We start from the raw sequence: 19,929 nt of genomic DNA on the forward strand, positions 1-19,929 counted from the left end.
GTGCTAGTTGTACTTTAAGCGGCGCTAAATATCAATCTCGATATAGCCGAGGAGGATCTATGTGAAGGAACTTGAAGATTTCATGAGAGCTCTTAATGGGATTGAAAATCCCACTATCCAAGAATTAAAAAGTGCAATAGAAACCATTGACTTTACGGATGATTTTATTTCAACTCACCTAACGGAACCAAACGAATTACCTTACGGTAGAAATATCATTTGGGTCACCGATCATATTCAAGCAGCAATTATTCATTTACCTGCTTATACGGAAACTTTTATTCATGATCACGGCGATTCTGTTGGCTGTGCTTTAGTATTGGAAGGCAATTTAATGAATACGATATATCGCTTAGACGATCAACATCTCCCAAGAGAAGTCTCCAGGTGTCTTGTAAATAGGAATGATTTCTTCTACGCAACTAAGTACCAGGTACACAAAATGTCAAACCTGAATTTAGAAAGAGCAATAAGTTTTCACGTCTATTCCCCAAGTATTCATGGAGCTAGGACGTATAAGCCGGCTAGTAAAGCTGTCTTGACCACATAGCCTTAAGCTCGGTGGATACTTATAAAAATGCTCCCCTCACGGTAACAGTTTTTTTTACCTTATCTGCCGTATGGGGAGCATATTTTCAAATTATAGTAAAACTTAAATGGCAAAGATGTGTTTACCGATCTTGCCTGTCTGTTGTCTTGACCAGATCCATGAAGAAGTAGCGGTATCCGGGTTGAAATAGTAGAGCGCGTCGCCAGTTGGGTCCCAGCCGCTTACGGCATCCCATGCCGCAGCGTAGGCGGATTTATCGGGCGTGAGCCAGTATTGTCCATCGTCAACCGCTGTAAATGCTCTCGGCTGAAAAATCACCTCAGCAATAGAATTCGGGAATTGCGGAGATTGCAAGCGATTCATTACAACAGCAGCGACCGCAACTTTACCAGTATAAGGCTCACCTCTTGCTTCGCTATGCACGACATGTGCTAGCATAGTTAGTTCATCGGCATTGACCGATACCTTTTTTAAAGCATTCCACGTCTTTGAACCAGCAATTCCATCTACACTCAATCCATAGTCACGTTGGAATTTACGTACGGCTTGCTCTGTATTGTACCCGAAGATACCATCTGAAGACTGCTTATAGTAGCCTAGTATTTGTAAACGAAACTGTATATCCCATACGTCACCGCTATTGCTTCCATATTGGATTGTAGGGGCAGGTGCTGCAAATGCCATTGAGGCAGACATGACACCTGTCATGGTAATTATGGCAATTAGAAAAGGTAGTAGAAATTTCCTCATTTTGTATCTCCTCCTTTCCCTTGCCATTATAAAGGTCATTATCTATCGTTACAATGCACGGTTTTTGGAAATTAAATGGGAAAAAATACTGTGAGATGAGAGTCGCAAGAAAAAACACGCTGATCCTATTAATGGATCAGCGTGTTTATTTTAAATAATTTTATCCAAAAATGCTTGAGCGCGTTCAGTCTTTGGCTTCTGGAAAAACTCAGCTGGTCCTGTTTCTTCAATGAGTTTACCGCCATCGATGAAACAGATGCGATCGGCTACTTCTCGTGCAAAGCCCATTTCATGGGTGACGAGCGCCATCGTAATGCCTGTATGGGCAAGATCCTTGATAACTTGTAATACCTCTTTGACCATTTCAGGGTCAAGGGCCGAGGTAGGTTCATCGAATAGCATAATCTCAGGCTCCATCGCTAGTGAGCGAGCAATAGCTACACGCTGCTTCTGGCCGCCAGACAGTCTTGATGGATACTGATCTGCCTTCTCTTTAAGGCCGACACGGTCCAGTAGTTCCAATGCTTTGGCCTCTGCTTCCGCTTTGGATATCCCTTTGACATGGATAGGCGCATACGTCATGTTTCCTAGCACGGTCATATGCGGGAACAAGTTAAAATGCTGGAACACCATCCCGATATTCTGGCGAACAGCCATGATGTTTGTTTTCTTGTCCGTAATGTCCACGCCATTGATGTAAATGGCGCCGCACGTAGGGGTTTCGAGTAAATTCATGCAACGCAATAAAGTGGACTTACCTGAGCCGGACGGACCGATAATCGTAACAACATCACCTTTGTTAATCTGCATGGAGATGTCCTTTAAAACCTCATTATTACCAAACTTTTTGGAGATATGATCGATTTTAATCACTGCGACGCATCCTCCTTTCGAGTAGACGAGCCAAGGTAGTTAAGATCATGACAATAACGTAGTAGATGGCGGCTGCAATGATGTATGGCTCGAATGATAGAAAGGTCGCATTCTGAATAACCTGAGCACCTCTTAGAATATCCATAACCCCAATTGTTGCAACGAGTGAAGATTCTTTAATTAAGGCGATACTTTCGTTCACAAGTGCAGGTAGAATAGTCTTGAATGCTTGCGGAAGAATGATTGAGAACATCATCTTGCGGTAGGGGATGCCTAGTGAAACCGCTGCTTCACGCTGCCCTTTATCTACTGCGAGGATACCTCCGCGAATAATTTCAGCAATATAGGCCGCTGAATTAAGACCGAAGGTAAGTACCCCTGCTTCTAATGGTGAAATGCTGTAGCCTGTTAGTTGCGGCGTTGCAAAAAAAATTAAGAACAATTGAACAAGCAGTGGTGTCCCACGGAATATGGACGTATATGCCATTGCAAACCAAACCAATGGTTTTATTGTTGATATTCGAATTAAACTGAGCACCGTACCCCAAATGAAACCAATGACGGCTGACAGCAGTGTGAACGTGAGTGTTACCCAAATCCCATCAAATAGTATGGGTAGACTGTCGATAATTTGATCAAAATGCAGTTCCATGCTGTAAAACTCCCTCTAATTGTATTATAGAATTTATAACATTCGTGTCATAAATTCTAAGTAATACCATAATAAACGCATCCGTCTATAAGGACGGTGAAACCGTTTCTTCTTGCCTTATTTAACGAACTCTGCGCCTAACCATTTTTCAATGATTTTATTAAGCTCGCCGTTCTCTTTCATTTTCTTGAGCTCTTGGTTAACAGGTTCAAGCCATTTGGAGCCTTTAGGGAAGGCGATTGCGAATGCATCCTCAGAGTTTTCAGCAGGAAGCAGGTTGATTTCAAGCTTAGGGTTCTTCGCTAAGTATTCAGCAGCGGTTGTATCGTCAAGAATGGTTGCATCTGCACGTTTATTATTGATTTCTTGGATAACGGAAGGAACATCATCCAGCGCAGTAACTGTTACGCCCTTAATTTTCTTAGCTGTTTGTTCGTAAGTCGTTCCAAAAGCAATCGCTAATTTCTTGCCTTCTAGTTGTTCAAAAGAGGTGTAATTTGAACCCTTAGGTGCAATAATTGCGATTCTTGGCTGATAGTAGCTGTCAGAGAAGTCTACATTCTGCTTGCGCTCTGGAGTCGGGGATATACCTGAAATAGCAACATCCGCGCGTCCCTCTGTAAGAGAAGCAACAACGCTTGGGAAAGGCATATCCGTGATTTTAACCGAAGCATCCAGCTGTTTTGCAATATAGTTGATGATATCGATATCCAATCCAACAATTTCTTTGGTTCCCTTGGTTGTGTCGACGAATTCAAATGGTGCATAAGTGGCATTCAGTGCTACAGTGATTACTTTGCCATCAGCAGCTGGAGTCGCAGTTCCATCTGCTCCTTTGTCCGTTTTGGAGCCACAGCCAGCAAGTAGTGCGATAGATAGAAGAGCGGTTAAGGTAATTTTGCCGAATGATTTGATAGTCATAATAAGAAGACCTCCATAAATTCTGTATATTTTCGTGAATAACGGTGTATAACCAACTAATAAGTATGCAAATCATTGTATAATAATTTATGCGCAGAGTAAACTGCTAAATTGTGAAAAATGTCGAAAATTACTTGAACAATTTATGATTTTACATGAAAGCGGTTTAATAAAATCGCCAATATTAACCATGTATGCTGAATAATTAAATGCATAAAGCGATATTATTCGACAAAAGAAATACTTTATCTATTCTTGTAAGAGAATGGGTTAAAAATTTTTAGAAAATTAATAAAAATACACAATAATGCATAAATAGCAAAACAAGCGCATCACTGCACTTGTCCGCTCGAGTATAGTATTTAATTGCAATCCATTATTTATTCTGTTGATTAGCAAAGATATTCATGGCATCCCGCATAAATACGGCCAAGCCCTCGCCAAATTTATCGATGTTCTTGGTAAAACGTTCGTCATCAACGTACATTTGTCCCAAATTCTTAAACACCTCTAGAGAGTAGTTGCTAAAGTTGTTGTTTAAATAGTCATACCATGCTTGAATTGCAGCCTGTGCTTCCTCTGATGCAGGTGAGCCATGGCGAAGCTCTGCCAGTCTTGTGTAGATTACATTCATTTCGTTCATCATCTTCGTTTGTTCCTCTTGTGATTTATTTTTCAGTTTGGCTTGAGATTGTTCAACTTTTTGATTGCCCCAACGTTCACGAGCCTCTTCTTCATAGGGATTTTGACTAAAATCAAATCCTGCAAATTTCTCTTTATTGGTCATTGTAATTTCTCCTTTATGGTGTTGAATGGTTGCATCAACAGTGTCAATCATTTGATCCAGACGACGCCTTTTATCAAGTAGCATTTGACGATGCAGTTCAAGCGCTTCTTGGCGATTGAATGAAGGATTGCTGATAATGTCTTTGATTTGTTTCAAAGGAAAGCCCAGCTCCTTGAAAAATAAGATTTGCTGCAGTGTATCGAGATTATCTTGCGAATACAGGCGATACCCTGATTCTGTCGTCTCGTCAGGCGTTAATAATCCCATTTCATCATAGTGATGTAGTGTGCGCACACTAATACCAACTAAGTCGGCAACTTCTTTTACTTTCATAGCCATGTTGTTGCTCCCCTCTCAATCTTTACTTTAGATTATAACGTAACGTGAGAGTCAATCCTTATTTCTATAGATCAGAAACTTTCTACTTGCTTACAGAATTGTCATGTCATGTGTAAGGAATTTAAGTGCAAACTTAACCAATTATTAAGTACAATTAACTTAGCATGGTTTGAAATACGATATGTACAAGAGTGGAGTGAATCGGCTTGGAAGTCATCAAGTTAACAGATGTCGACAAAATATATGGACAAGGCGAGAGTGCGGTTATTGCTTTGCGGGAGATCAACCTAACGATTCAAAAGGGTGAATTTATCGCGGTAGTCGGTTCTTCAGGCTCAGGCAAAAGCACACTGTTGCATATCATAGGCGGATTAGAGCTTCCTACTAGTGGAACAGTAGAAGTGGAGGGGGAGCATATCTATAGCTTGGATGATGATGCACTGGCAATTTTGCGCAGACGTAAGATTGGACTTGTTTTCCAGGCTTATAATTTGGTTCCGATCTTAAATGTGGAAGAGAATATAAAGCTTCCTGTGCTGCTTGATCATGAGGCAGTAGATGAAGCGTATTATCAAGACATCATTCAGCTATTAGGTCTGGAGCATAAGCGTTATGCCTATCCTTCCGAACTATCAGGGGGATTGCAGCAGCGGGTATCGATTGCACGTGCGCTCATTCATCGACCATCGTTCATTTTAGCAGACGAGCCGACAGGCAACCTAGATAGTCAGCGCAGCAAGGAAGTGATGGAGCTTTTGCGTTTATCAGCTAAGCGCTATAATCAAACCTTGCTCATTATTACGCATGATCCCCATATTGCGGAGCAAGCGGATCGAGTTGTAACCATTGAGGATGGAAGAATTGTAATGGAGAGGTCCTTAAGTTAGAGAGGTTTAAACGCGAATGTCTATATATACAAAGATGACACATCAATATTTGCTCCACAATAAACGGAGTACTTTATATACGTTGATCGGGATTATTCTGTCTGTTGCACTTTTGACCTCGATTGGGACCTATATCATTAGTGCACAGGCTCAATCATTGGATATAGCGTTGAAACAATCGGGTCGATACCATATCCAAGTGGAACAAGCAAATGCTGATATCGTACAGAAGATAAAAGCGAATTTAAATGTGAAGCAAGTAGGCTTATTAGGTTATGAGCAGTTGACGACTCCAAGAGGGCAGAAGCTTGGACTAGTCAATATGGATGAGACTGCCCGATTGTTACTTCCCTTCCGCATGGTAAGGCAAGTGGGGGAGGAGCAGGAGGGGCTCATTGTGGAACGGTGGGTCGCTGCTCAACTAAGCAAGCAAATAGAAGCAGATAATCGGATTGTCCTGACAAACCAGAATGGGAGCAAGATGTCATTTGCGATTCATCAAATCGTTGCGAATCGTTCTTCACAATCCGAATCTGAGTATCGCCAGCTCATGGTATTCAGGCTTGTACCTCAAGTAACGGAAACAACCGTTGGAATGCTGATAGAGGTTAAGGAACAGGGAGATTTGAATGCTGTCTTGAGACAGTTAGAGGAATTGGTCCCTTCCGATCGTATTAAAACGAACCATTCGCTGATTACTCAACTGCAGAGAAACTGGGGAGGGAAATCGTATATTAGCAGCGATTATGCTGTGATTTATATCATCCCAAGCTTTTTGGTGCTTCTTGCAGCAATTGCGTTTATTTATAACATCTTTCAAATTAGTGTAGCTAAGCGGATCAAGCATTTCGGATTACTGCGTGCCATTGGGGCGACTAGAAAGCATGTTCGGAACATGGTGATGTATGAAGCTTTTCTGCTCGGCTTGATAGGCATTCCGCTCGGCTTGTTTTTTGGTGTAGGCGCAGTGTGGCTTGTAGCTTTCATCTTCAAACTGTTCTATGAAGGTGGAGACTATTCTTTACTTCATATTCGAGTTATCATATCGCCCTTAATTTTATTGCTAAGCACTGTCATTAGTGGTTGTGCTATCTATGTGTCGGTGTGGTTGCCTGTTCGTTCGGCAGGTCGAATCTTGCCGCTGGCAGGTATTCGTAAGTTTAATTCCTATAATCGGCGCAGGCGATGGTTTGCAGGGTTGAAACGACAATTATCCAGATTGATTAGCATCGAAAACATCCTCGTTTACCGCAGTATCAAAAGAAGCAAGAGGCGGTTCTGGGCCACGATATTCTCGTTAGCCTTAAGTGTCAGCTTATTCGGGACGTTTACGATTATAGCCCGTCTAATCGATTATGAGTCTCCTATTAACCGTAAGGCTGATATCACCATTTATAATGATGACAATCGCAATTCGAATATGGCTAATTTGGTCAATGACTTGCGGGATATTGATGAAATACAAGCGTACAATTTGAATTATACCAAGTCTAGTATTCAAGTTATCTTGCCAAGCCCTATCGTGGCGAAAGGCAATGACATAACAAGGGGAGATGAGGTGGAAGTAGATCAGAAGAAGCATTATGCTATACATGGCGGGGTAAGTTTATTTGATGAACGCAATATACCATGGCTTCAGCGCGAGCTGATTGAAGGCGATATGGATGCATTAAAGAATGGTTCTACTGATGGTGTTATTATTGTAGGACAAATCAAATTTGGTGGCTCCATCATTCACACAGGAGATGAATTATTCCTTAGGAGAACAGAATACCCCATGAATAATTCAAGCCTAACTTCATCTGAGTTACTTAAGGTAAAGGTCCTTGCAGTTATACGCGGGGAGGTTACATACCCTGAGATTATCGTTCCTCGTCCATTGTATGATCAGTTAAGCGCCGATGAATCGCTAGGAAACGAAGACATGTTAATGGATATGAGGAGCATTGAACTTATTCTGACAAATAAGGCGCATTTACCTCATGTCATGCAATTGCTAGAGGATCGGGTGGAGAAAGATCCGAACATTTCGGTTGTAAATAATTTACAGGAGAAACGTGAACGGGCTATTGTCACTTTGCAAACCTTAGTCATGATCTACGGATTTGTAACCGTGATTGTATTGATTAGTTGTTTGAACATGTTGAATACGCTGATGATGAATATTCTAGTTAGACGGCATGAACTAGCGTTACTGCAGTCCATCGGAATGGCGCATAAAGGGGTCAGAGCTATGATTATTCGAGAAGGTGTGTTATATGGCATCATTAGCGGTCTCATGGGTGCAGCATTAACGTACCAACTAATCACGATAACACCATCTGATTTAGGAGGCACGGGTAGATGGATCTTATGGTCAACTCTTATAGAAGCCCTTGTCGGAGCGACCCTAGTAGGGTATATGGCTGCACATATTGCATTGCGATCGCTTAAAACGAACAACTTAATGGATTTATTGAAAGGGGAGTCCTAAATATGCGGATTTTATTGCTAGAGGATGATGCTTCGCTAGCTCTCGGTCTTGAGTTCTCGCTTAAGGAGGAAGGTTATGAGGTGAGGCATGTCACGCTAGTAGAGACATGCAAGCAGGTTCTGGATCAGGAGGACTTCGACTTAGCATTGCTGGATGTTACCTTGCCAGACGGTAATGGGTACGACATCTGCAAATATATACGTGAGAAATCAGATATGCCGATCATCTTTTTAACCGCGGTGGATGATGAAGTGAATGTCGTGCTGGGACTTGATTTAGGCGCAGACGACTATATTACGAAGCCGTTTCGTGTACGTGAGTTATTATCCCGTATAAGAGCGATATTGCGAAGAAAGGTGAAGCGAGAAGGCGGTAATCTGCTAATAAGCGGGAATATTACCTTCGATGTTAACCGAGCGATTCTGAAGAAAAGTGGACATGAAATTATGCTGACAGCGCAAGAGTATCGATTACTGCTTATTTTCATGAACCACCCCGAAACGGTTCTAAGCCGAGATGAGATTTTCAATAAACTTGTGGAGGAAGGCGGAGAATTTTTTGAAGATAATACATTGTCCGTCTACATCAAGCGGTTGCGTGAAAAGATCGAACAAGACGCTGCTCAACCAGAGTATATCATTACACAGCGCGGGCTTGGCTACAAGTGGAATAGACGTGTTGCAAGGGAGTAATTCAAATGAGCGTATTTGCTAATCCAGAAGTTAAGAAGCATACCCTGATTCTTGCCATCATCCTGCTGCTATTCTCAAGTGTGACGATCGCAGGATTGTGGTCTATTAGTGATGAACTGAAACAAAATTATGTGGAGTTAAGCGGTTCGCTTGTAGGGACTGTACTTCATCAGCACCCAGAGCTTGAAAAGGAAATTGTGCCTCTTCTCACACAAGGGTCTAATGAACAGTATATGGATGAGGGGTTAAACATTCTGAATGCTTATGGGTATAACCGTCAGATATCGCCTTTGTTGATCCCGCAGCTTCAGGAGGTCTATCCACGATATATCCTCTATAGCGCCTGCTGTCTTTTGCTATTAATCGGCTCATTATTAGGGATCAATTACAGATATAATCAGGTTCTATTCGGTAAAATCCGCAGGGTAACCCAATATGCAGATCAAGTGATAGAAGGGAACTTGAATTTGCAGATGACTGAAACCAAGGAAGGCGATTTTTCTAAGCTGTCTCACAGCTTGAATCGCATGCGCTTAATCATACAGAGACATATTCATGATTTAACCAAAGAGAAGCAATTTCTCGTTCGCTTAATGTCAGACATCTCCCATCAATTGAAGACTCCGCTTGCTTCTCTTATGATGTATACCGAAATTCTGGCAGAGCGGCCGCTGACAAAAGAACAACAGCGTATGTTTCTTCAGAATAGTGAGGAGCAGCTAGAGCGGATGAACTGGCTCATTCAGAGCCTTCTTAAGCTGGCTAAGCTGGATGTGGGGGCTATTCAATTCCAGCGCACCAAAGGGAGGTTAGACCAGACAGTACAGGCGAGTACTGAGTTGCTGCACGGTATGGCGGAGAAACATAAGGTGGACGTGCAAGTCATCACGAAAACGGAGTCCATCATGCTGCATGATCGGGAATGGTTGATTGAAGCACTGCTTAATTTGATCAAAAATGCAATCGAACACACGCCCGAAGGTGGACATGTGTTCGTTGAATTAGAGCGAGGCTCAGCGGTCTATAAAATCCATATTCGCGATGAGGGAGGCGGCATTGAACGCGCTGATCTCCCGCATATATTTGAACGATTCTACAGAGGGAAGAATAGCAAGAAGACGGGCTCTGTAGGTATCGGTCTTTCGCTCAGCAAATCGATTGTTGAAGGTCATTATGGTTATATTGACGTGCAAAGTGAGCGAGGCAAAGGCACGACTTTCACCATTGTGTTCCCTGTCATGTAGGTTATTGAATGAAAGTGACTAGCCAAGGTGTGATGCCAAAAGTAAACATGGCCGCTAAGATCATAGATACACTGGAAATCGCACCAGCTTTGCTGCTAACCTCAAATGCTTTGGTTGTACCTAATGCGTGTGCGCCTGTACCAAGCAGAACACCGCGAGAAATTTCGTTGTGGATCTTTAATTTACGGATGATGAACGGTCCTACAATACTGCCGAATAATCCAGTTATAATGACGATAGCAGCCGTAATGCTAGGTGAACCTCCGATTTGCTCCGATAATCCCATGGCAATAGGCGTTGTGATGGAGCGCGGTACAAGACTATGAACCATTTGCGAATTTAGATGTACCCAGCCTGCAATAAGAGCCGTTGATACCAACGAAATAAGAGAACCAGAAAGAACGCTAGCTATAATGACTAAAGCGTATTTCTTAAGCACGTCAAAATATTTATATAGTGGAATAGCGAACGCAATCGTTGCAGGTTCAAGCAAATCAATGAGGGCTTTGTTGCCTGCGCGATAAGTCGTTAGCGGAATGTCCGAATAAACTAGCATCAGGATAAGCAGGGCCGGAACGATAATGATCGGTGATAAGTAAACTTTGCCTGTCCGCTTATATCCCCATTTAGCCACGCAATACAATCCAATTGTAACGATGAAACATATGATTGCCTTCGTCATGATTGCTTCTGCTCCTTCATTTTGACGATCTGTTGTGCAATTAATCCCGTAGCTGACATAACAAGCGCTGTGCTAATGACGATCACAACCGCGATGCGGAATCCGTCATGCAGCAGCATATTCTTATATTCCATAATGCCAACTGCAATCGGAATGAAGAATAGCACAATTTCGGCTAACAGCCAGTTTGCGCCTTCCTCAATCCAGCTCAGTCGGATGATTTTACATTTTAACAAGGTAAACACGAGTATGATTCCAAGAATAGACCCTGAAATTGGCAGATTAAGCCAAGCAGCAAGCCTGTTCATCGCAAATGCAATGACAGATAATAGAATCACTTGTGATATTATTTTAAGTAGTCTGGACATGTTGTCGACCTCCTGATCTTTGACCAGTATAATGAATCTCTTGTTATAGGTAAAATACATATATAGAATTAGAATCATGCATGTTATCTATAGTTGAATCAGAAGGGTGAGGAAGCGCATGGATATACGTCATTTGGAATATTTCTTGGAGGTTGCAAAATATAAAAGCTTTACCAAAGCAGGAGAAGCGCTGCACATTACACAGCCGACGATTAGCAAAATGGTGCGTAATATCGAGGATGAGCTAGGAGTTGCTTTATTCGATCGGTCAGGTAAACGTGTGGTGCTGACAGATGCGGGTGAGGTTATTTATTCGCAGGCCAAGCATATCGTGATGGCTTTTCACAACCTATCCTCTGAACTGGATGATCTCCGTAAATTGAAGAAAGGTCATATTCGGATTGGATTGCCGCCGATGGTCGGTTCAAGGTTCTTTCCTCAGGTAATTGGCAAGTTTCGGGAAGCGTATCCGGATATTACGGTGGAGCTGGTGGAGGTTGGTGCTAAGCGGGTGGAGGCGGATATTGAGAATGGTGTCTTAGACATTGGGGTGGCTGTATTGCCTACTAAAGCAGATATTTTTCATTCATTCGTTTTTGTCAAAAGACAGCTTAAGCTGCTCATACACCCGACTCATCCGTTAGCAGAGCGGAAAGAAGTCAGGCTAGCTGAACTAGCTCAGGAGTCGTTTATTTTATTTCGCGAAGATTTTGCCCTGCATGATCGAATTCCAGCTGAATGTATTCGGGTGGGTTTTAAGCCGCGGGTTATATGCGAAAGCTCTCAATGGGATTTTATTAGTGAAATGGTTGCCGCTAATCTAGGAATTGCGTTATTGCCAGAGACGATCTGTGCGGAGCTTGATGAGGAGCATGTGCGGGTTCTGCCGATCGTTGAACCTGAAATCCCTTGGCATCTTGCCATTATATGGAGAAAAGATCGGTATGTTTCGTATGCGACGCAGGAATGGATTAGGTTCACGCGCACACTGTTGAATGAAAAATACGAATAACGGATTCTTCCAGCGTAATACATTTTTCCTGTGTGGTAACACAACATTGTGGCAATAGTGTGATGTTTACTAATTTGTCAAATATGTTCTACCGTTTTGTGACTATTAGGCGAATTCTATTGTGAATATGAAAGGTTTCGTATATATTGTGATATAAATCACATGATTAAGGAGGGAAATCTGACATTATATCTCATGGGTATCAATAATGATTCTTATACACATGAAATTCTTATTTACCCTTAATAACAGTCAAGATAACAGCTTGATGCTACGAGAGAAAGAAGGTATGTGAAATGTTGGACGTAGTTTTTCTATCCAGGCTTCAATTTGCTTCAACAACTATTTTTCACTTTTTCTTTGTTCCAGTGTCAATTGGGCTAGCGCTCTTAATTGCCATCATGGAAACGATGTATGTAGTCAAAGGTGACGAAAAGTACAAACAAATGGCGAAGTTCTGGGGACATTTTTTCCTTATTAACTTTGCGGTAGGTATTGTAACTGGTATTTTGCAAGAATTTCAATTTGGTATGAATTGGTCAGATTACTCCAGATTTGTAGGGGATGTATTTGGTGCTCCACTTGCCATCGAAGCTTTACTAGCATTCTTTTTGGAATCTACTTTTATTGGATTATGGATTTTTGGGTGGGAAAAGCTGTCCAAGAAAGTTCACTTAGCATGTATTTGGCTCGTTGTGTTTGGTACAACGATATCCGCGTTCTGGATTCTAGTAGCCAATTCTTTCATGCAAAGACCTGTAGGCTTTGAGGTTGTTGATGGTCGAGCGCAGATGAATGATATTTTTGCTCTACTAGGCAATGGTCAAGTCTGGGTGGAATTCCCGCATACGATTCTGGGGGCGTTCTCCACGGGTGCATTCCTGATCGCAGGGATTTCGGCATATCAATTGCTTAAGAAAAAAGATGTTGAATTCTTTAAAAAATCGTTTAAAATCGCGATCATTGTTGCGTTTTTAGCGTCCATGGGTACAGCCCTGTATGGTCATCAGCAGGCGCAATACCTGGTTCATACACAGCCAATGAAAATGGCGGCAAGTGAAGGCTTGTGGGATACAAGTAGTGATCCTGCACCTTGGACTGTATTTGCAATGATTGACACAGAGAAGAAAGAGAACTCTGCTGAGCTAAAAATTCCTTATCTATTAAGTTTCTTATCCTATAGTAAATTTTCGGGTGAAGTTATCGGGATGAATGAGCTCCAAGCGCAATATGAGCAAGAGTATGGTCCTGGTAATTACATACCACCGGTAAAAACAACTTTCTGGAGCTTCCGGATCATGGTACTAGCAGGATCAATTATGATTGTACTAGCGCTGTATGGAATCTATCTATCGATGCGCAAGAAATTGGATCAGATGAACAAATGGTTCTTGCGTGCAATGGTCGGTGCGATCTCGCTTCCGTTTATTGGTAACACGGCAGGCTGGATTATGACAGAAATAGGACGTCAGCCATGGACTGTATTTGGACATATGCGAACAGAAGATTCGATTTCACCAAGCGTTTCGGGTGGAGAAGTATTATTCTCTGTCATTAGCTTCTCTACTATTTACTTGATTCTATTAATTATAACGATCTTCTTGTTCGTTCGTGAAATCAAAAAAGGGCCAAACGGAGCTCACCCTGTTGCTTCCACTACAATTGATCCATTTACTAAGGGGGGACATTAATCATGACTCTACCAGAGCTTTGGTTTTTACTTGTTGCAGTCTTATTCGTAGGGTTCTTCTTCTTGGAAGGATTTGATTTTGGTATTGGTATGGCCACGAAGTTCTTGGCGCGTGATGATCATGAACGTCGTTTGCTCATTAATTCAATTGGTCCTTTCTGGGATGCAAATGAGGTATGGTTAATTACTGCTGGTGGCGCCATGTTTGCGGCTTTCCCGAACTGGTATGCAACCTTATTCAGCGGATTCTATGTTCCACTCGTATTCGTATTGCTTGCCTTGATTGGGCGTGCTGTTGCTTTTGAATTCAGAAGCAAAGGTAAAGGTCCAGCTTGGACAAAAACTTGGGATTGGGCGATCTTCTTCGGAAGCCTAGTGCCTCCATTCCTGTTCGGTGTCGTATTTGCGAATTCGATTCAAGGTTTGCCAATTGATAAAGATATGGAAATGCATGCAGGCTTATGGGATATGGTAAATCCATATTCAGTACTACTAGGGGTTACAATTGTTGTTCTCTGCCTTGTACACGGTCTGATGTTTGCTTCCCTTCGTACGATGGGCGATTTGCATAACCGTGCACGTTCAATGGCGAAGAAGCTTATTATTCCGTTGGGTGTTCTGCTAGTTGCATTTGTCATCATGACCTACTTTGTAACAGATGCATTTGAAGTTCGTGGAGCTATTCTATATCCAGTTATTGCTCTTGTTGTAATTGCCTTAATTCTATCTTACTATTTCATGTCGAAGAAGAAAGATGGCTGGGCATTTGGGATGACAGGTGCGATGATCGTACTTTCTGTTGCCTCCGTGTTTATCGGGCTATTCCCGCGTGTAATGGTTAGCTCACTGGATGAAGCTTTCAACCTAACGATTGATAATGCAGCCTCTGGCGCATACTCTTTAAAGGTGATGACAATCGTTGCCTTAACGCTGCTGCCATTCGTATTAGGCTATCAAATTTGGAGTTATGTTGTATTTGGCAAACGCCTTAGTGAGAAGGAGCATTTGGAATACTAATGGGTAAAGACTTGCTTGGCTACAAAGGGGTTAAGAGAGTCCTCCTATACGTTACGATCATTACGCTAGTGCAAAGTGTTACCATACTGTATCAGGCAAAATGGCTGGCGGAAGTGATTTCCGCCCTTTTTGCCCGTGAGCCACTGCAGGAACAATTCGGAACAACCGCGTTGTTCCTGCTTGCTTTTATGATTCGCCATTTGGCTAACCTGATAATGACGAAGCTGTCTTATCAATTTGCTGAAATGACAGGAACGACGATCCGCAAACAATTGCTGGATAAGCTATTTCAGCTCGGGCCGCGTTATGCCAGAACGGAAGGGACGGGCAATCTAGTGACATTAGCGCTTGAAGGTGTCACTTATTTCCGTACTTATCTCGAACTGATCATTCCGCGAATGGTTGGCGCCTCAATCATACCGATCATTGTTCTCGCTTATATCTTCTTACAGGATATGACGGCTGGCCTTATTCTGGCCGTTACGATGCCGATTCTCATTGTGTTCATGATCTTGATCGGTCTTGCTGCACGTAAGCAAATGGATCAGCAGTGGAAGTCCTATCGAATTTTGTCCAATCACTTTGTAGATTCGCTACGTGGTCTGGAGACACTGAAATTCTTAGGTCTAAGTCGTAGCCATCAGAGTACGATAGAGGGTGTGAGTCATGCTTATCGTTCAGCGACGATGCGTACTTTGCGCGTTGCATTCTTGTCCTCATTCGCCCTTGATTTCTTCGCGATGCTATCGGTTGCGATGGTGGCGGTAAGCTTGGGGCTGCGATTAATTAATGGCGAAATGACACTCGTAACAGGGCTTACGATTCTGATTCTTGCACCTGAATATTTCTTGCCTGTTCGACTAGTCGGGTCCGATTATCACGCAACATTGAATGGCAAGGAAGCAGGAGCTGCGATGCAGTCGATTATTGATCATCCTGTAGAGGATGCATCTATGCAAGGTATTCGTCCAGAGGAGTTGAACTGGACGCAGGACAGTTCACTCGTTCTACACGAAATTATGGTGAAGCATGATCAAGAAGAAAAGTCTTCCCTATCGCAGGCATCTGTTGCGATCAAGGGATTAAATAAAATTGGAATCGTTGGTGAAAGTGGAGCCGGTAAATCTACTTTTATCGATGTGCTTGGTGGTTTCTTACGTCCGACATCGGGTCGTATCGAGCTTAATGGGTATACGGTACAGTCTCTATCGGGCGAAGCTTGGCAGCAGCAGACAACGTATATTCCCCAAAGCCCTTATCTCTACAGTGCTTCCTTGCTAGAGAATATTCGCTTCTATACCCCTGAAGCCTCGACTCAAGATGTGATTGAAGTGATTAAGGCAGTTGGACTTGATGAGCTGGTTGCAAGTTTGCCGAACGGTTACGATGAGTTGATCGGTAACGGAGGACGCACGCTCAGTGGTGGTCAGGAGCAGCGTGTAGCGTTGGCTAGAGCACTGCTGAGCAAGCGCTCGATTATTTTGCTAGATGAACCGACGGCTCATTTGGATATCGAGACAGAATATGAGCTTAAGCAGACGATGCTTCCGTTATTTGATAATAAGCTCGTTATTCTGGCAACACATCGTTTGCACTGGATGGCTGATATGGATTGGATTATCGTGATTGACCAAGGACAGATCGCCGAGACAGGTACGCATAAGGAATTGGTTGCGAAGAGAGGCATTTACTATAACATGATGATGTCGCAAATGGAGGGATTACAGTGAACAAAGAACAATGGCTTCTTCCCTATATACGCGCACATCTGGGACGTTTCATTGTGATCGTGACGATAGCGACACTCACGGTTCTAAGTGCGGCTTCCCTTATGTTTACATCGGGCTTTCTTATTTCAAAGTCGGCACTTCGACCTGAGAACATTCTAATGGTATACGTACCTATCGTGCTCGTTCGAACCTTTGGTATTGGCAAAGCGTTCGTTCATTATGTCGAGAGACTTGTTGGACATGATGCAGTACTCAGAATTCTTGCCAAAATGCGTGTTCGCTTGTATGGCATTCTTGAACCGCAAGCTCTGTTTATTCGTTCACGCTTCCGCACAGGAGACGTTCTGGGAGTACTGGCAGATGATATCGAGCATCTTCAAAATGTTTATTTACGTACGATATTTCCTAGTATAGTAGCGCTTGTACTCTATGCTATTGCTATAATTGCTTTAGGATTGTTTGATCTTCAATTTGCGCTGCTTATGGCGCTTTATGTCTTCATCTTAGTAGTTGTTCTGCCTGTCGTCTCGTTATGGTTTACCAAGAATAAGCAGAGACAATCGAAGCAGAAGCGCAGCCGCTTATATCAGAAGCTGACGGATGCCGTACTCGGCATGAATGATTGGGTTATAAGCGGAAGACAGACACATTTCGTCCAAACCTATGAGTCTGATGAGGCAGAGGTTGCACGTGCAGAAAGAGCATTGAGCAGCTGGGCGAGATGGCGGACTTTCATTGGACAATTTATCGTTGGAGCAACAGTCGTTTCCATGATTTATTGGACGGGACAGTCTGTAGAGAATGGTAAGATTGACGTACCTTTAGTCGCAGCATTTGTACTCGTTGTGTTCTCCCTGATGGATGCATTCCTGCCTGTATCAGAAGCAATTGATCGAATACCAAGGTATCAGGATTCCTTGCAGCGATTGAAAAGCATGAGTGAGCATGCTGCAAGCGAAACACATACATCACTTCATGATGAAGCGATTCAGCAAGCAAGACAGGAAGCTCATATCCAATTGGAGCGGGTCTGCTTTCAGTATGATGCAGGACAACTTACAGTCGATAATGTCTCCTTAGATATTCCGCAAGGTAAGAAGATCGCGATTATTGGTCGGAGCGGGGCGGGGAAATCGACGCTGCTGAAGTTGATACAAGGCGCATTAGCACCAAGCAACGGTCTTGTTACAATTAACGGAATGCCAGCCGATGCCTATGGGGAGCATATACCGTCTATTATTTCGGTTCTGAATCAGAGTCCGCATTTGTTCGATACGACAGTAGCTAATAATATTCGGTTAGGAAATATGGATGCTTCGGATGAAGAGATCCATCGAGCTGCCGAACAAGTGAAGCTGGATGCTTTGATCCAATCGTTATCTTCCGGGTATGAAACGAGAATGCTGGAAACAGGCCAGCGCTTCTCAGGCGGGGAGCGTCAACGGATCGCCCTCGCACGTATTCTGCTGCAGAATACGCCTGTCGTGATTCTAGATGAGCCAACAATTGGACTTGATCCGCGTACGGAGAAAGATCTCCTCTCGACTATCTTCCGCAATCTGGAGGGCAAGTCTCTCATATGGATTACCCATCATTTGATCGGTGCAGAGCATATGGATGAGATCATCTTCATGGAAAATGGTCGTGTTGTCATAAGAGGAACGCATGATGAGTTGATGGAACGAGAAGCAAGATATCGGCAATTGTATCAATTGGATCGACCGATGGAGATGTAGAATAAATAAAGAAACCTTTTCTCTGGAGAGATTGTGCAACAGCACTTACTCCAAAGAAAGGTTTCTTCTTATTTAATCGTACTAAACCTTACTTAACCGTTTTGTTATATTGCTGAATCTTGGAGCTGATTTCTTTGGCAGCAGCATCTAAGGCATCCTTCGGCGACTTCTTATTGTTCAGAGCTTCTTCAATCGCTCCTTCAACAATTTGTCTTGCTTCCGGAAATACGCCCATGACGGCCCCCTGAGTTGCAGTGTTCAGCTTCGTAGAATGCAATTGATCGATGGCAGTTTTGAACTGCGGGAATTTAGTGAGGTTCTCTTTTACGCTATCCTCATCATATGCCTTTGGCGTGATTGGGAAGTAGCCTGTGTTAATGTGCCAGTATGCTTGCTCTTTAGGCGTAGTCAAGAATTTAATGAATTCCCAAGCAGCCTTCTGCTCATCATCAGGACGGTTGTTCATCATCCACAAGCTTGCGCCACCTACGATTACGCCGCCATCTTTGGAATCAGCAGGTCTTGGAAGCGGAGCCGTTCCGACTTCGAATTTACCTGTACTACTGTCAACGATTCCTTTGAGCGCTGCAGTAGAATCCAGAATCATGCCCACTTGACCTGCAGCAAATGCTTTCTTGGAATCATCTGTTTTACGTCCAAGGTTATTGGCAGCTTTGGTGTCAATGAGATCCTTCCACCAAGTCAGTGTTTTGATACCAGCTTCGGAATTTACAAGTGACTCCGTTGCCAGCTCCGTACGACCATTACCATTATTGACGTATTCAGCACCTTGCTTGGCAAAAAATTGCTCCATGAACCAGCCGTAGATCGCAAAGTTTGCACCTGTTGCTTTACCAGATTTGGTAATAGCAGTTGCAGCTTGTTTGATTTCTTCATAAGTTGTTGGCGGTTTTTCTGGATCTAGACCAGCTTCTTTGAAGATGTTTTTGTTATAGTAAAGAATCGGATTCGATGTGTTGAATGGCATGGAATTTAATTTTCCATTGAATGTATAGTATCCAGCGATGTTAGGCTCTAGCTGACTTACGTCCCATTTATCAGCATCAATGAATTGTTGCATTGGAGTGATTGTTTTGGAATCGATCATAAAACGACTGCCGATCTCGTACATTTGGACGACGGTAGGACCATCGTTTGTCCCCATAGATGCTTTGAGTTTGCTGAGCAGGTCGTCGTATGTACCTTGGAAGACTGCCTCAACTTTGATTTTATCTTGCGAAGCATTAAAATTTGCAACGAGTTGATCTACAACCTTCGTAGTCCCGCCACCCATTGCATGCCAGAAGATTACATTCTTCGTGCCACCCGTACTTGCTGATCCTGGTGTTGAAGTTGGATCTAATTTCTTCTCACCCCCTCCCATATTGACGCTGCATGCAGATAAGAACAGCATCATTATGGCTACAAATAGACTAAGTAATCTTGTTTTCTTCATTTTGGATCCCCTCTCATTGTTAACATAGAATGAAACTATATGACAGCCTGTCGGTTAACAGGCGAATCAT

The 19,929-nt window shown here is 42.9% G+C and carries 18 protein-coding genes; 10 read left to right on the plus strand and 8 right to left on the minus strand.

Annotated features, from left to right (window positions below; all coding sequences use genetic code 11):
- Positions 1-61: 61 nt before the first annotated feature.
- The gene (locus tag E0485_RS06560) at positions 62-550 is read left to right on the plus strand and encodes a cysteine dioxygenase (RefSeq protein WP_132417190.1); all 489 of its coding nucleotides are present in this window, start codon (positions 62-64) and stop codon (positions 548-550) included.
- A gap of 102 nt (positions 551-652) precedes the next feature.
- On the opposite strand, the gene sleB is transcribed toward E0485_RS06560, so the two are convergent.
- The 5 genes from sleB to E0485_RS06585 all read right to left on the minus strand — a co-directional run bounded on the left by sleB (position 653) and on the right by E0485_RS06585 (position 4,872).
- Positions 653-1,300 (minus strand): spore cortex-lytic enzyme, encoded by a 648-nt coding sequence (sleB, locus tag E0485_RS06565; RefSeq protein ID WP_132417191.1) that lies wholly within the window; start codon positions 1,298-1,300, stop codon positions 653-655.
- Between the two features lie 150 nt (positions 1,301-1,450).
- Entirely contained in the window at positions 1,451-2,173 is a 723-nt protein-coding gene (locus tag E0485_RS06570) for an amino acid ABC transporter ATP-binding protein (RefSeq protein ID WP_132417192.1), read from the minus strand.
- Entirely contained in the window at positions 2,166-2,825 is a 660-nt protein-coding gene (locus tag E0485_RS06575) for an amino acid ABC transporter permease (protein WP_132417193.1), read from the minus strand. The genes E0485_RS06570 and E0485_RS06575 overlap by 8 nt, the downstream gene beginning before the upstream one ends.
- A 117-nt stretch (positions 2,826-2,942) precedes the next feature.
- Positions 2,943-3,746: a transporter substrate-binding domain-containing protein gene (locus tag E0485_RS06580; RefSeq protein ID WP_132417194.1), complete on the minus strand. Its 804-nt coding sequence runs from the start codon at positions 3,744-3,746 to the stop codon at positions 2,943-2,945.
- Between the two features lie 376 nt (positions 3,747-4,122).
- Positions 4,123-4,872, minus strand: a complete 750-nt coding sequence (locus E0485_RS06585; protein ID WP_132417195.1) for a MerR family transcriptional regulator — start codon at positions 4,870-4,872, stop codon at positions 4,123-4,125.
- A gap of 206 nt (positions 4,873-5,078) precedes the next feature.
- Between E0485_RS06585 and E0485_RS06590 the strand changes: the two genes are divergently transcribed.
- From E0485_RS06590 to E0485_RS06605, 4 genes are read left to right on the plus strand one after another with little or no spacing between them, the layout of a single operon-like run.
- Positions 5,079-5,759 (plus strand): ABC transporter ATP-binding protein, encoded by a 681-nt coding sequence (locus E0485_RS06590; protein WP_132417196.1) that lies wholly within the window; start codon positions 5,079-5,081, stop codon positions 5,757-5,759.
- Positions 5,760-5,775: 16 nt separating this feature from the next.
- Positions 5,776-8,232 (plus strand): ABC transporter permease, encoded by a 2,457-nt coding sequence (locus E0485_RS06595; RefSeq protein ID WP_132417197.1) that lies wholly within the window; start codon positions 5,776-5,778, stop codon positions 8,230-8,232.
- A 2-nt stretch (positions 8,233-8,234) separates the two neighbouring features.
- Positions 8,235-8,924 (plus strand): response regulator transcription factor, encoded by a 690-nt coding sequence (locus tag E0485_RS06600; RefSeq protein WP_132417198.1) that lies wholly within the window; start codon positions 8,235-8,237, stop codon positions 8,922-8,924.
- 5 nt (positions 8,925-8,929) lie between these two features.
- Positions 8,930-10,168, plus strand: a complete 1,239-nt coding sequence (locus E0485_RS06605) for a sensor histidine kinase (protein WP_132417199.1) — start codon at positions 8,930-8,932, stop codon at positions 10,166-10,168.
- A gap of 1 nt (position 10,169) precedes the next feature.
- Here the strand turns inward: E0485_RS06605 and E0485_RS06610 are convergent, their stop codons facing one another.
- Positions 10,170-10,850, minus strand: a complete 681-nt coding sequence (locus tag E0485_RS06610; RefSeq protein ID WP_132417200.1) for an LrgB family protein — start codon at positions 10,848-10,850, stop codon at positions 10,170-10,172.
- The gene (locus tag E0485_RS06615; RefSeq protein WP_132417201.1) at positions 10,847-11,218 is read right to left on the minus strand and encodes a CidA/LrgA family protein; all 372 of its coding nucleotides are present in this window, start codon (positions 11,216-11,218) and stop codon (positions 10,847-10,849) included. The genes E0485_RS06610 and E0485_RS06615 overlap by 4 nt, the downstream gene beginning before the upstream one ends.
- A gap of 118 nt (positions 11,219-11,336) precedes the next feature.
- Here E0485_RS06615 and cidR point away from each other — a divergent pair, with 118 nt between their 5' ends.
- The 5 genes from cidR (at position 11,337) to cydC (ending at position 18,403) form a co-directional block, all read left to right on the plus strand.
- The gene (gene cidR / locus E0485_RS06620) at positions 11,337-12,230 is read left to right on the plus strand and encodes a cidABC operon transcriptional activator CidR (RefSeq protein WP_132417202.1); all 894 of its coding nucleotides are present in this window, start codon (positions 11,337-11,339) and stop codon (positions 12,228-12,230) included.
- A gap of 299 nt (positions 12,231-12,529) precedes the next feature.
- Positions 12,530-13,921: a cytochrome ubiquinol oxidase subunit I gene (locus E0485_RS06625; protein WP_132417406.1), complete on the plus strand. Its 1,392-nt coding sequence runs from the start codon at positions 12,530-12,532 to the stop codon at positions 13,919-13,921.
- Complete coding sequence (gene cydB / locus E0485_RS06630; protein WP_132417203.1) at positions 13,921-14,937, plus strand: cytochrome d ubiquinol oxidase subunit II; 1,017 nt, start codon at positions 13,921-13,923, stop codon at positions 14,935-14,937. The genes E0485_RS06625 and cydB overlap by 1 nt, the downstream gene beginning before the upstream one ends.
- Positions 14,937-16,667 (plus strand): thiol reductant ABC exporter subunit CydD, encoded by a 1,731-nt coding sequence (gene cydD / locus E0485_RS06635; RefSeq protein WP_132417204.1) that lies wholly within the window; start codon positions 14,937-14,939, stop codon positions 16,665-16,667. Before cydB ends, cydD begins: the two co-directional genes overlap by 1 nt.
- Positions 16,664-18,403, plus strand: a complete 1,740-nt coding sequence (cydC, locus tag E0485_RS06640) for a thiol reductant ABC exporter subunit CydC (RefSeq protein WP_132417205.1) — start codon at positions 16,664-16,666, stop codon at positions 18,401-18,403. Before cydD ends, cydC begins: the two co-directional genes overlap by 4 nt.
- 88 nt (positions 18,404-18,491) lie before the next feature.
- Here the strand turns inward: cydC and E0485_RS06645 are convergent, their stop codons facing one another.
- A complete protein-coding gene (locus tag E0485_RS06645) occupies positions 18,492-19,859 on the minus strand; it encodes an ABC transporter substrate-binding protein (RefSeq protein ID WP_165921096.1) in 1,368 nt (455 codons plus the stop codon).
- Positions 19,860-19,929: the final 70 nt, after the last annotated feature.

Origin of the sequence: Paenibacillus albiflavus (assembly GCF_004344915.1) — a bacterium.
Taxonomy (GTDB): Bacteria; Bacillota; Bacilli; order Paenibacillales; family NBRC-103111; genus Paenibacillus_AM; species Paenibacillus_AM albiflavus.